The 13550-nt window shown below is 36.5% G+C and carries 9 protein-coding genes and 1 pseudogene; 4 read left to right on the forward strand and 6 right to left on the reverse strand.

Annotation, left to right across the window (positions count from 1 at the left end):
• Positions 1–33: 33 nt before the first annotated feature.
• The 3 genes and pseudogenes from ACNQGH_RS06885 to ACNQGH_RS06895 all read left to right on the forward strand — a co-directional run bounded on the left by ACNQGH_RS06885 (position 34) and on the right by ACNQGH_RS06895 (position 3423).
• The gene (locus ACNQGH_RS06885; RefSeq protein WP_417955248.1) at positions 34–747 is read left to right on the forward strand and encodes a 3'-5' exonuclease; all 714 of its coding nucleotides are present in this window, start codon (positions 34–36) and stop codon (positions 745–747) included.
• A 93-nt stretch (positions 748–840) separates the two neighbouring features.
• Positions 841–1836 (forward strand): annotated as a pseudogene (locus ACNQGH_RS06890) (winged helix DNA-binding domain-containing protein).
• 147 nt (positions 1837–1983) lie between these two features.
• Positions 1984–3423, forward strand: a complete 1440-nt coding sequence (locus ACNQGH_RS06895) for a nucleoside recognition domain-containing protein (RefSeq protein ID WP_417955249.1) — start codon at positions 1984–1986, stop codon at positions 3421–3423.
• A gap of 111 nt (positions 3424–3534) precedes the next feature.
• Here the strand turns inward: ACNQGH_RS06895 and ACNQGH_RS06900 are convergent, their stop codons facing one another.
• From ACNQGH_RS06900 to trhO, 6 genes are all read right to left on the reverse strand, one after another.
• Entirely contained in the window at positions 3535–4194 is a 660-nt protein-coding gene (locus tag ACNQGH_RS06900; RefSeq protein ID WP_417955250.1) for a CoA transferase subunit B, read from the reverse strand.
• A 2-nt stretch (positions 4195–4196) separates the two neighbouring features.
• Complete coding sequence (locus ACNQGH_RS06905) at positions 4197–4898, reverse strand: CoA transferase subunit A (protein ID WP_417955251.1); 702 nt, start codon at positions 4896–4898, stop codon at positions 4197–4199.
• A gap of 88 nt (positions 4899–4986) precedes the next feature.
• Positions 4987–7299 carry a penicillin-binding protein 1A gene (locus ACNQGH_RS06910; protein WP_417955252.1) on the reverse strand — a complete coding sequence of 771 codons (2313 nt, stop codon included), beginning with the start codon at positions 7297–7299 and terminating at the stop codon, positions 4987–4989.
• A gap of 9 nt (positions 7300–7308) precedes the next feature.
• Positions 7309–7788 carry a gliding motility lipoprotein GldH gene (locus tag ACNQGH_RS06915; protein ID WP_417955253.1) on the reverse strand — a complete coding sequence of 160 codons (480 nt, stop codon included), beginning with the start codon at positions 7786–7788 and terminating at the stop codon, positions 7309–7311.
• Positions 7772–9067: a PSP1 domain-containing protein gene (locus ACNQGH_RS06920; RefSeq protein ID WP_417955254.1), complete on the reverse strand. Its 1296-nt coding sequence runs from the start codon at positions 9065–9067 to the stop codon at positions 7772–7774. The genes ACNQGH_RS06915 and ACNQGH_RS06920 overlap by 17 nt, the downstream gene beginning before the upstream one ends.
• A gap of 185 nt (positions 9068–9252) precedes the next feature.
• Positions 9253–10635, reverse strand: coding sequence for an oxygen-dependent tRNA uridine(34) hydroxylase TrhO (gene trhO, locus ACNQGH_RS06925; protein ID WP_417955255.1), 1383 nt, complete (start codon positions 10633–10635; stop codon positions 9253–9255).
• Positions 10636–11002: 367 nt separating this feature from the next.
• Between trhO and ACNQGH_RS06930 the strand changes: the two genes are divergently transcribed.
• Positions 11003–13543: a PAS domain-containing protein gene (locus ACNQGH_RS06930; protein WP_417955256.1), complete on the forward strand. Its 2541-nt coding sequence runs from the start codon at positions 11003–11005 to the stop codon at positions 13541–13543.
• Positions 13544–13550: the final 7 nt, after the last annotated feature.

The raw sequence follows: 13550 nt of genomic DNA on the forward strand, positions 1-13550 counted from the left end.
TTAGAACGTCTAAAAAATCTAAAAATCGTAGTTATGATAGATAAAATTCACCTCAATAATATTTTATTCCTTGATATTGAAACGGTTCCTGAAGCAGCTGATTTCAATGCATTGGATGCCGAAATGAAAGATCTTTGGGAGCATAAAACCCAATACCAGCGCAAAGATGAATACAGTCCGGAAGATTTTTATGACCGTGCCGGAATTTGGGCCGAGTTTGGTAAAATCGTTTGTATTTCCGTGGGTTATTTTATTATTAAAGGCGACATTCGAAATTTCAGGGTGACTTCTTTTTTTGGTGAAGAAAAGAAGATCCTAAACGATTTTATTAATCTGCTAAACAATCATTTCAACCAACCGCAACATCTTTTGTGTGGCCATAATGCTAAAGAATTCGATATTCCTTTCATTGCCCGACGCATGATTATAAATCAGATTGTAATTCCAGATAAACTGAATTTATTTGGAAAGAAACCTTGGGAAATTCCACATTTGGATACATTGGAATTATGGAAATTTGGAGATTATAAACATTACACTTCTTTAAAATTACTGACTAAGATACTGGGGATCCCTTCTCCAAAAGGCGATATCGACGGCAGTCAGGTGGGGTATGTTTTTTACGTAGAAAAAGACATTGACAGAATTGTAACGTACTGTGAAAAAGATACTATAGCCGTAGCGCAGATTTTCCTTCGATTACGTCGGGAAGAATTATTGATTGACGACGAGATTATTCATGTATAGTAAAAACAATTGGAAATGACCCATCTTGAAATAGCTAATTATAGAGTTTCGTCCCAAAAACTTTTAAATACCCAGAAAAGCTCCCCAAAAGAGATGGTCAGCCATTTCGGAGCTATACAGGCCCAGGATTATGCTATGGCGAAATGGGCAATCGGCTCACGATGTGGTGTTTCAGAGAAGACAATCGAGGAAGCGATACATTCTGGAGAAATTATCCGAATCCATTTATTGAGACCAACTTGGCATTTTGTTGCAGCGAATGATATTTCTTGGATGTTAGAACTTTCTGCACCTCAGGTTAAGAAATTTACAGCATCGATTGCTAAGAAATATGATCTTGACGAAAAAAAATTAGGTTAGATCAATGGAGCTATCGAGAAACTTTTAGTGGGAAATAATCATCTTACCCGTGACGAAATAATGCGGGAATTGAATCTTAAAACGGGTTCCGAGCAAGAATTTAAATCTGCTTTAATCATGATGAACGCGGAACTTGACGGTTTGGTGTGCAACGGATACATGAGGGGAAAAAAAATTACCTATGCTTTGCTCGATGAAAGAGTGAGGGAATCAAAAATAAAACTTACCAAAGAAGAAGGATTAGCGAAATTGGCTAAAAAGTATTTTGAAAGTCATGGTCCGGCGACAGTTAGTGATTTTGCCTGGTGGTCTGGTTTCTCCGTTACAACTGCGAAAATGGCCGTAAATTTAATTGAATCAGGGCTTAATTCAATTCAAATTGAGAGTCAAACGTACTGGTTTGGCAGTAGTGGTTTGCCCATTAACAATCGCACTTCAAACATGCTCTTTTTGCCTTCTTTTGATGAGTTTTTAATTTCTTATAAAAATCGGGAAGCTTCCATCTCATTTGAAAATCAGCCAAAGGCATTCACAAATAATGGAATTTTTAAACCAATTATTGTCGAAAACGGACAAGTCATTGGAACCTGGAAACGAACTGTAAAAAAAGAATTTGTAAAAGTGGAAACACAGTTTTTTGAAACAGTGGATAAAAATAAGAAAGAGTCGCTTGTTGAGGTAATTAAGTCTTATGGAACTTACTTGGGAAGTACCATTGTGATGGAATAAGTAAATTATTTTTGCAAAAAAATAGGAATGAAAATTCGAAATTACAACAACAAAACAAATCTGTTGTTGTAATTATTCACCCTTTACTTTGTAAAAATAGTTACACTCTTTAGGGTTAAATAATTACATTTACAAAAATTATAAATTATGGTATTGAGCAGATTTTGGTTGGCTATTTTTATTTCTTCAATTGTGTTTGTGGTTATTAGTTTGTTTTCCGGTAATAGTTACACCATTGATTATATTTTAAATGGTAAAAAAGACGATCCTGTTTTGCTTTCCGAAAAATACATGGAGCAAGTACCTGCTTTTATCCGTGACAGCATCAAAAAAGCGCCGGATCAGACCATGATCATCAACAGGGATACCATCAATGCGGATACCACTTATGTTTATAAGAGCAAGACAGTAAAAATATACAGCGGTGTTCAGAAGTCAGATGGTTTGTTGCCTACCTGCAAGAATAGTTTACTTGATATAATCATTCCGTTAATTGCTTATTTGGCTTTTTTCTGTGGATTGATGCAATTGCTAATTGACTCTGGGGCAGCCGAGAAGCTGGCTAAAAAATTAAGTCCTGTATTTGTAAAAGTTTTTCCAAGCGTGCCTAAGAATCATGAATCGATTTCCTACATGACTTTGAATTTTGCGGCTAACTTTTTAGGTTTGGATTCCGCCGCTACACCTTTTGGTTTAAAAGCAATGGAGAGTTTGCAGACCCTTAATCCAGATAAAGACAGAGCCAGTGATGCGCAAATCATGTTCATGTGTTTGCACGCTGCAGGTTTAACTTTGATACCGACCTCTATTATCGGGTATCGTGCTGCTGAAAATGCGGCTAATCCTGCAGATGTTATGTTGCCTTGTATTTTAACTTCGTTCATAGGAACTATTGCAGCGTTTTTAATTGTTGGCATCAGACAAAAAATCAATTTTAAAAGTGCTTCTTTAGTCACCGCTTTAATGGTTATTATCGCTGCCATTGCAGGTCTGTTGTTTTATATAAATGGATTGGATTTAATTGGTAAAAACTTTTTCACTTCTAATCTTTCAGGATTGATGTTAGTTGGTATTATTGGCTTTACATTAGTATTTTCTTTTGTGAACGAGAAAAAATTTACGGCTTTGAATACCACAATTTTTGATGCTTTTATTGTGGGAGCCAATAATGGAATTAAGACAGGAGTTACTATTTTCCCTTATGTTTTGACCATGTTAGTTGCCATTTCTTTTTTTAGAAACAGCGGTTTATTTGAAATTATCAGTAATGGAATTTCGTTTGTTTTTTCTAATATTGGTGTAAGCAAAGAGATTACGGATTCTTTACCGGTTGCGATTCTTAGACCTTTTAGTTCGGGAGGTTCACGAGGCTTCATGATTGATTCGATGCGTACTTTTGGGCCAGATTCTTTTACAGGAAGGCTGAGTTCCATTTTCCAATGCAGTGCCGAAACTACGTTTTATGTAATCGCAGTTTACTTTGGGTCTATTAGAATTAAGAATACACGTTATACTCTTGGGACGATGCTTTTGGTAGATTTGGTATGTGTGATTACGGCTATTTTAGTGGCGACTTGGTTTTTTTAATACCAAGACTATTTTAATTCTTTAACTGCAAAATGGGCAAATAGAAAACCACAAAATTCAGGAAGTAAATTTCTGAATTTTGTGGTTTTTATGTATTAAAATAATTTTAGTCTAATCAATCACCATTTCGGGAATTTCACCTTCAATAATCAAATCTGCTTCAGTGGAAGAAATAATATGCTGCACAGTTACACCTGGTGCGCGTTCTAATAGTTTGAAACCTTTTGGAGTTATTTCAAGAACCGCTAGTTCAGTAACTATTTTTTTTACACAGCTCACGCCTGTTAGCGGTAAAGTACATCTTTTAAGAATTTTTGATTCTCCGGCTTTGTTGACGTGCATCATGGCAACAATAATGTTTTCGGCAGAAGCCACTAAATCCATTGCGCCACCCATTCCTTTGACCATTTTACCGGGAATCTTCCAGTTAGCGATATCGCCATTTTCAGCAACTTCCATTGCACCAAGAATTGTCAAATCAACATGCTGACCACGGATCATCCCAAAACTCAAAGCCGAATCGAAAAAGGATGCGCCCGGTAGGGTAGTAATGGTTTGTTTTCCTGCATTAATAATGTCAGCGTCTTCTTCTCCTTCAAAAGGAAATGGTCCCATGCCCAGAACGCCGTTTTCGCTTTGAAATTCGACGTCAATTCCCTTTGGGATATAATTTGCTACTAATGTTGGGATTCCGATTCCGAGATTTACGAAATATCGGTCTTGTAGCTCTTGTGCAATTCTCTTTGCGATTCCTATTTTATCCAATGCCATGATTACGCTTTTTTTCTGGTAGTACGTTGCTCGATTCTCTTTTCGTATTGCTCTCCTTGAAAGATGCGCTGTACAAATATTCCAGGAATATGAATTTGGTTTGGATCTAAAGTTCCGGCTTCCACTAATTCTTCCACTTCAGCAACGGTTATTTTTGCTGCTCCGGCCATGCATGGATTAAAGTTTCTGGCCGTACCTTTGAAGATTAAATTTCCGGCAGTATCACCCTTCCAGGCTTTTACAATGGCAAAATCAGCCTTAAAAGCCAATTCCATCACGTGCATTTTTCCGTTGAATTCGCGTGCTTCTTTACCTTCAGCTACTTCAGTTCCATAACCTGCAGGTGTGAAAAAAGCTGGAATTCCAGCTTGTGCAGCACGACAACGCTCCGCAAGTGTTCCTTGTGGAATAAGGTCTACTTCGAGTTCGCCGGATAACATTTGACGTTCAAATTCGGCATTTTCTCCTACATAGGAAGAAATCATTTTTTTGATTTGACGCTTTTGCAAAAGTAGTCCAAGACCAAAACCATCTACACCCGCATTGTTAGAAATACAGGTTAAATCCTTGTTTTCTTTTTTTACTAATTCGGCGATAGAGTTCTCCGGGATTCCACATAATCCAAAACCGCCTAACATTATGGTCATTCCGTTTTCAATTCCTTGAAGTGCGTCTTGAACGGTATTTACTTTTTTGTTGATCATAGTGTATTTTTTAGTCCAGATGCGAATGGCAGAACGAGACAAGATAAAAAGATATGCCAAGCCGCTGGAATAGCTTCAAATAAAAATTTTACAATTCAAATTCTTCAGTGTCCTGTTGGACATCGGTAGTATCTTTTACCGCAGCTCGGGGGGTGTAGCAATCTACTTTTATGGAAAGATTTGCGGGCCTGTCAAAATCACTTTTAGATACATGAAGACCAGGGTCCGCATAGCAAAGTTTCATGAAATAACCCCAGACAGGAAGTGCTGCAGTTGCTCCTTGACCATATGTGATGCTTTTGAAACGAGCCGAACGATCCTCACAGCCTACCCAAACTCCAGTTACAAGATTGGGAACCATTCCCATAAACCAACCATCAGACTGGTTTTGAGTGGTACCTGTTTTACCAGCGATAGGGTTTCTGAATGAATAAGGATAACCGGTCCATCGATTGTCACCGCTTCCGCCACCTGTTGTGCGCAAACGATCACCAGAACCACCTTCGGTTACACCTTCCAATAATTTGATGACTGCAAAAGCAATGTCTTTATTTAAAACATCATGTGATTCCGGTATGGGCTCGTAGATTACCACACCACTTTTGTCTTCAATTCGAGTTATAAATTGGGGCTTCATATAAACCCCTTGATTAGCAAAGGTGCTGTAAGCAGCCACCATGTCTTCCACGGTTATTTCTACAGCCCCTAATGCAATGGAAGGCTGCAGTGGAATTTCGGATTTTACGCCTAATTTATGCGCCAAATCAACAACTGCTTCAGGCCCGACTTTGTCCATTAGTTTTGCTGATATTGTATTGATGGAATTAGCCAAACCTCGTTTTAAGGTAACCATTCCGCGGTATCTGTTATCAGAGTTTTTTGGTTCCCAATCTTCGGTAACATGATGACGTCCTTTTCGAATCATAAAAGGACCATCAAGGATAGAATCACAGGGAGACATGTTCAATTGCTCAATAGCAGTGGCGTAAACGAAGGGTTTAAATGTTGATCCTACTTGTCTTGCGCCTTGTCCTACGTGATCGTATTGAAAATATTTGTAGTTGATTCCGCCCACCCAAGCTTTTACATTACCCGTTTGTGGCTCCATTGCCATTAATCCCGATTGTAAAAAGTGCTTGTAGTAACGAATTGAATCTAACGGAGTCATAATTGTATCTCTTTCCCCTTTCCAGGAAAAAACAGTCATTTTTGTTTTTTCGCTGAACGATTTTATAATTTCTTCATCACTTTTATCGTTTGCCTTCATAACCTCCCAGCGATGAGAAGATTTCATAGCCTGATTCAGAATTCGTTGTGTTTCGACAGAAGAGATATTGACAAAAGGAGCATTTTTATTGCCTTTAGATTGAATAAAAAACTCTTCCTGAAGGTTTGCCATGTGTGCCGAAACTGCTTCTTCAGCATGCAATTGCATTCTTGAATCTATGGTAGTATAGATTTTTAAACCATCTTTGTAAATATCATAATCAGAACCATCCGGTTTTTTATTTTCTTCGGCCCATTTTTTCATGTAATCACGCAAATACTCTCTGAAATAAGTAGCCGTTCCTTCCTTATGTGTTTCTAACTTGAAATTTAATTTGATCGGTAAGCTTTGTAATTTTACTTTTTGTTCTTCTGTGATTATATTTCCTTTTTCCATTTGTAAAAGCACCACATTTCTGCGGTTTTTTACACCCTCTGGATTTCGTACAGGATTATATAAACCGGAATTTTTGAACATTCCAACTAATATTGCCGATTCATCTATAGTCAAATCTTTTGGTTCTTTTGAAAAATAAGTTTTAGCAGCAGAACTTACTCCAACAGAATTATTACCAAAATCGTATACATTACAATACATGGCAATGATTTCGTTTTTAGTATATTGTCTTTCTAGTCGAATGGCAATAATCCATTCTTTTATTTTTTGTACAATTCTAAAAGGCAAGAATTTAGAACCTTCTCCGTGGAATAATTGTTTGGCTAATTGCTGTGTTAATGTACTGGCTCCGCCACTTGTTCCTAAACTCGCAATGGCTCTCAAAGTTCCTCTGCCATCAATACCGGAATGTTCGTAAAAACGAGCATCTTCAGTAGCTACCAATGCCTGAACCAGGTTTTTTGGTAAGTCAGAATATTTTAATTGTGATCTGTTTTTCTCAAAATATTTACCCAAAACTACTCCGTCAGAGGAAATGATTTCCGTGGCTAAATTTGAATCGGGATTTTCTAAATCTTCAAAGGAAGGCATCGAGCCAAAAAGTCCCCATGAAGCAAATAAGAAAAACAAACCGATAGCGCCCATTCCGTAAAAGAAAATTTTCCAAAATTTCTTTTTGTAGTAGGTTATATCTTTATCAATGTTTCTTGTCTGATTGTTATTTTTTTTGATAGCCATAATACTTTTTTAATCTTTTTTTTCTATTCTAAAACCTACTTCCGTAATTCCTTCCAAAGCTGTCACACCAGGAACTTTACCAGTTTCCCTAACGGCTTGTTTTATAAGAACTTTATATTTCCCTTTGAACGTTGCATTTTCTTTAAAGTACAGTTTACTTTCCTTTATATCCGACCATCCGTTACCCAATAAAGTTCCGTCCGGGTCCGTCATTTGATATTCGAGTGTATCTACTTTTGTGTAACCATTCGGTTTTTCCAGCGCTACAATTAAAAACAAGTTGTTGAATTGATAATTGTTATTATCTCTCAAATTTATAAACAAATTATATTGTTTTGTGGAGTCTAGTTCCGGTAGATCGAACGTTACGATGCTGTCTTTATGCCACGCACTTCCTACAGATTTATACTCATCAAACACTCTTTTTTTATCACAAGAGAAAAAGACTAGGACAACCAGAAGAAGTAGAGCGCTATTTTTTACCCTCATTTTTAGTAATAATTATAGGTTTTCTTGCTATTGGCGGGTTCTTCTCATTCGAGGCCTGACGGTTATTATTATTATTATTATTTGCAGGCTTATTGTTGTTATTATTATTTGCAGGCTTGTTGTTGTTTGCTACAATTGCATTTTCACCGGCTGGTTTGCGTTTTTTATTTTGTTTTTTCTTTGGTTTTGGTTGGTCAAAACGAGTCAAACTTTCCTGACCCATTGCATTATTGAAGTTTTTCTCTGGTTCTGCAACAATTTCTATGGCAAAATCTTCCAGTGAGGAGACTTTATTTTTTAGTTTGTTTTCGGCAACAATTTCTTTGACTTGTTCAATTTTCAGAACATGCCAGTTAGCAAAATTATTGGTATAAGCAAACCACATTAGTCCTTTGAAAATGTCTTGTTTCTGACAAATTGCATCTCCTTTTTCAGTCACTAATTTTGTTTCGAAATCCGGAAAATCTTTCAAGGCATCCATGTAAGTGTCTAACTCATAGTTCAGACAGCATTTTAATTTTCCGCATTGTCCTGCAAGTTTTTGCGGATTCAAAGACAGCTGTTGGTAACGTGCTGCCGACGTATTTACACTTCTGAAATCTGTTAACCAGGTAGAACAGCATAATTCTCTTCCGCAAGAACCGATTCCGCCTAAACGAGCTGCTTCCTGGCGGAAACCTACTTGTTTCATTTCGATTCTGGTACTGAATTCTTTAGCGAAATCTTTAATTAAAGCACGGAAGTCAATACGATCATTTGCTGTGTAGTAAAAAGTAGCTTTAGATCCGTCACCTTGAAATTCGATATCTGAAATTTTCATTTCCAGTTTTTGAGCAATTGCTAATTCACGAGCGCGAACTTTCATAGGCTCTTCTTTGTCTCTTGCAGTTGACCAAATGTCGATGTCTTTTTGCGATGCTTTTCTGTAGATTTTAGGAACATCATTGCTTAAATGATTGACTCCTTTTTTCTTCATTTGAATTTTTACCAATTCGCCTGTCAAAGTTACAATTCCTATGTCGTGTCCTGGTGAAGCAACGGTGGCAACAATGTCGCCCATGCTTAATGTTAATTTTTCAGTATTGCGATAAAATTCTTTTCTTCCGTTTTTGAAGCGTACTTCAACACAGTCAAAAGGAGCGTCGCCATTAGGCAAACTCATATTAGAAAGCCAATCGAAAACAGTTAATTTATTGCAGCTATCGGTGCCGCAAGTCCCATTATTTTTACAACCCTTAGGTGCGCCACCGTCAGAAGTTGAACAACTTGTACATGCCATAATTTTATATGTAGTGTTGCGACTAGCACAACTTAAGTTCTTAAACGTTTAATGTGTAAAGATAGTATTTTTTAATTTCACGGCACAACGCATATATGCGCCAATAAATCATAAATTTATACTAAAAAAAACCCATTGCAATCGGTTTGCACTGGGTTTTTCTTATACGGTTTTTATCCTCTTTTCTAATCTAGAATTTTATATAATTTATCGGATAATCGGATTCTGAATGGTAGTTTAAAAGTACAAGTATCACCAGAAACAGCTTTTCTTAAAACCAAGTCGTTGACAAACATGTCTTCAATAATCATTTTTTGCTCTCCAGTTGTGGAACCTTTGATTAGAATAGTATCGCCAATTTTGATTTCGTTTTCTTCAATTAAAAACTGACCAATACTTGGTTTTGGAAAGAAATGAGTTCCTTTTCCAATATAGATTTTTTTAATTTTTGGTCCTTTTTTTACAGCTGTTTTTGGTTTTTGGTTTGCCGATTCACTAAAGCTTGGGTCCGCGGCAAAAGCAGTAAGAGTTTCTTCGTTATTTTTAAAAGTCAAAACATCTGATTTTCCTTTTTTGAAAATCTTATTTCCGTTTTTTATGCCTCTTCGAATAGCTTTTTGTTCTTCTTCCGGCAAATGAATTACATTCCTGCATTCTTGAGAGCAACATCCTTCCATGGCCGTTGCGCATTCTTCACATTGAATAAAAAGCAAATGACAGCCTTCATTCACACAATTCGTATGAACATCACAAGGTTTTCCGCATTGGTGGCATTGGGAAACGATATCATCAGTAATCCTTTCGCCTAGACGATGATCAAATACAAAGTTTTTACCGATGAATTTACTTTCCAGTCCTTCGGCTTTTACCTGACGGGTATACTCTATAATTCCGCCTTCAAGTTGGTATACATTTTCAAAACCTTTGTGTTTGAAGTAGGCGCTGGCTTTCTCGCAACGAATTCCTCCAGTGCAATACATCAAGAGTTTTTTGTCTTGTTTGTGTTCAGAAAGTTGGTCTTCGATAATGGGGAGTGATTCTCGAAAAGTATCAACATCTGGTTTTATAGCTTTCGTAAAATGTCCAATTTCGCTTTCGTAATGATTTCGCATATCAACCACAATTGTATTTGGGTCGTCCAAAAGGTCATTGAATTCTTTCGCTTTTAAATGTATTCCGATATTGGTTACGTCAAAAGTTTCATCAACTAAACCATCAGCCACAATCTTATCACGAACTTTTACCGTGAGTTTCAAAAACGAATGGTCGTCCTGTTCTACGGCAATATTCAACCGAATGCCTTTCATGAAATCGTAGACTTCGATAGAATCCTTGAAGGCATAGAAATGATCGGCAGGCAGCGATAATTGAGCGTTGATTCCCTCATTGGCTACGTAAATTCGACCAAGAACTTCAAGAGAGTTCCAAGCCAGGAATAATTCGTTACGGAATTGTGTTGGATCTGAGATTTGCGCATAAGAATAGAAAGACAATGTAAGACGTTGTTTTCCGGCATCATCAATCATGATGGCTCTTTCTTCTGCGCTTAATGTGTTATACAGTTGCATGCTATAAACAGTTTTAAGTTGAGAAATTTATTTTCGATAAAATATTCAAGTCAATTTCTTGAACGGTGCAAATGTAAGAATTAATTAGGAAATGAAATAATTTCCTGACCGATAGCTGGAAATTGCTCCAAACAAAAATTTAAGTGGGAGTAATGCTGTTTTCGTCCTTTAAATTGTTTAATACCTTGACCGATTTGTCTGACACTGGGTGTAAGTGTTTCTTTTTGGGTTTAGAGTGCTGCTCAGGCCGGATACGTTAAAATCGTTTTTGATTATTGGATATAATTCACTAACTTTCATGTATATAAATAGATGATTATTCGGTTTGTTGAGGTTAATGAATGTTAAATGTAACATCTTTTCTGCTATGAAAATTTCCTTCGAAAAAAAAATATTGCTAGGATTTATTATCAATTTACTGGTTGTCACTGCTTCAGGATGGGTTTTTATTTCTCGGCTTGATAAACATAGGGATCAAACAAATGATTCTATGTTATATTGGATAGAGCTTTCCCTGTTTGTTCTTTCAATTATTTTGCTGACCATCGTCTATTTTATAATTAAAGCCCAATTACGTGCTAAAAATATTTCTCAAAACTTACTGTTAGAAAACAAACAACTACTTCAGTCTATTATTGATAACACTTCGAATCCCATCTTTATAAAAAAAATAAATGGTGAATATTTATTGGTTAATAAACAATTTGGTTCTTTATTTCAAATCCCTAACGAAGCAATAATAGGGAAAACAGATCACGATTTTTTACCAAAGGAAGTGGCTGATGTGTATCGAAATTCTGATCTTGAAGTGGCAAAAGCATTAAGAGAATTAAAAACGGAAGAAACAATCCAGCAACCGGATGGTCCTCATACCTATATCGCAGTAAAATTTCCTTTGTATGATTCAGCAGGGAGGATTTATGCTATTGGCGGAATTTCGACGGATATCTCAGATAGAAAAACACTAGAAGAATCTTTTAAAGATATAGATAAATTCTTTAATATGTCATTAGAAATAATGGTTATAGCCACAAAGAGTAAATTTGTAAAGGTCAACCCGGCAGCCACTAAAATTTTGGGATATTCAGAGGAGGAGTTATTGAGTAAGCCCTTTCTGGAATTTATCTATCACGAAGATGTTGAAGTTACACAAAAGGAAGTTAGTAGAATTCAGGCGGGTAATTCGACATTAAACTTCGAAAATAGATATGTTTGTAAAGACGGGTCAATACGATGGCTTTCCTGGTCAACCTTTACAGATCCATCAACCGGATTGTTGTATGGTGTTGCCAGTGATGTTACCGCTAAAAAGGAAGTTGAAGACTCTTTGGTTATTGCCAGTAAATTTTTCAACATGTCCAATAACTTACTTGTCGTTACAAAAGGAGATTATTTTATAAAAATAAATCCGGCTTTTACTAAAACACTTGGATATACGCAAGAGGATATGGATGCCATAAAGTTTACGGAGCTAACGCATCCTGATGATAAAAAGATAGCTGATGAAGTATGGGCTAAGCTTCTAAAAGGAGAAGAAATTGTAAGTTTTGAAGATCGTATTCGTGGTAAAGACGGGATCTATAAATGGCTGGAATGGCACAGCACTATTGATGTACAGCAAGGCATAGTGTACTCTGTGGCACGTGATGTTACCGAAAAAGTTAAAAATGAACAATCCTTAAGAATAGTCAACAATTTTTTCGAGATGTCTTTTGATGCTTTTTTTGTTGAAAAAGGAAATAAAATCATAAAAATCAACCCTGCTTTCACTAAAATTTTGGGTTATAATCAAAATGACTTAGAGAAAATGTCGCTTTTAGATTTACTGCATCCTGATTATATAAAAATTGTCAGTGAAAGGAGGGAAAAACGTTTGAAAGGAGAGCAGGTAGAGGCCGATGTTATGTTTCCATTATTATGCAAAGACGGTTCTTATAAATGGACTGAATCGGTGATAGCAACGGATGTTAAAGAAGGAATGATTTATGCGGTTTTACGTGATATCACCCAAAAAAGGCATGATGAAGGATTGTTGAATAATTATACTCAGAAATTAAAAGACAACGAAGAACAAATCCAAGCCATTTTTGATGGTGCTCCGGATCCGGTTATCGTAATTGACAGCGAAAGCAATGTTTTAAGGTGGAATCCAAAGGCAGAATCTGTTTTTGGATGGAAAATTGCCGAAGTTGCGGGGAAACATCTTTATGATTTCATTGTTCCTGAACGCTACAGAGAGGGTCATAAGAAAGGGATGGAGCATTTTTTAACGACTGGAACAGGGCCTATTTTAAGTAAACCATATGATATAGAAGCGGTCAATAAAGAAGGGACTGAATTTCCGGTGTCGCTAAGTATTTCGCCGATCAAAACAGGGGAGAAATATTTTTTTATTGGTTTTGTGAGAGATATTACCGAAAGCAAAAAAGCCGTGGATGAATTGTATGAGAATGAAGAAAAGTTACGGCTGATTTTGGAGAATATAAGTGAGGGCATTATCGTTGCAAATGCAGATAAAAAAGTAGTAATGGCGAATTATATGGCAAATGAAATTTTTGGGATCGAAGAGGATGATAAAATATCATCAAATTTAACCGATCATTTTGAGTTGTATTTTCCGGATGAGAAAACTATTTTTCCCTCCCAAAACTTACCAATGGAGCGGGCACTGGCGGGCGAAGAAACAAATGATGTTGATGTAGTTCTTTGGAATCCTGTTGCTCAACAAAAGAGAAGGGTTCTCATTAGCGGCAGGCCATTGGTGGATCAAAATGATAAAGTAGTTGCAGCTGTTGTTACTATAAAAGACATCAGTAAATACAAACAGATGGAAGAAGAATTAAAAGAAACTGAATTAAAGTACAGACAGTTAATAGGGTTTAGAAAAGGGGGAGACACTGTCGTTTGATAGAAGG

This window comes from Flavobacterium kochi (assembly GCF_048286715.1).
Taxonomy (GTDB): domain Bacteria; phylum Bacteroidota; class Bacteroidia; order Flavobacteriales; family Flavobacteriaceae; genus Flavobacterium.

Bases quoted from the DNA above. Each gene is read 5' to 3' on its own strand.
- ACNQGH_RS06885 (WP_417955248.1), top strand. From the start codon at position 34: ATGATAGATAAAATTCACCTCAATAATATTTTATTCCTTGATATTGAA.
- ACNQGH_RS06895 (WP_417955249.1), top strand. From the start codon at position 1,984: ATGGTATTGAGCAGATTTTGGTTGGCTATTTTTATTTCTTCAATTGTG.
- ACNQGH_RS06900 (WP_417955250.1), bottom strand. From the start codon at position 4,194: ATGGCATTGGATAAAATAGGAATCGCAAAGAGAATTGCACAAGAGCTA.
- ACNQGH_RS06905 (WP_417955251.1), bottom strand. From the start codon at position 4,898: ATGATCAACAAAAAAGTAAATACCGTTCAAGACGCACTTCAAGGAATT.
- ACNQGH_RS06910 (WP_417955252.1), bottom strand. From the start codon at position 7,299: ATGGCTATCAAAAAAAATAACAATCAGACAAGAAACATTGATAAAGAT.
- ACNQGH_RS06915 (WP_417955253.1), bottom strand. From the start codon at position 7,788: ATGAGGGTAAAAAATAGCGCTCTACTTCTTCTGGTTGTCCTAGTCTTT.
- ACNQGH_RS06920 (WP_417955254.1), bottom strand. From the start codon at position 9,067: ATGGCATGTACAAGTTGTTCAACTTCTGACGGTGGCGCACCTAAGGGT.
- trhO (WP_417955255.1), bottom strand. From the start codon at position 10,635: ATGCAACTGTATAACACATTAAGCGCAGAAGAAAGAGCCATCATGATT.
- ACNQGH_RS06930 (WP_417955256.1), top strand. From the start codon at position 11,003: ATGAAAATTTCCTTCGAAAAAAAAATATTGCTAGGATTTATTATCAAT.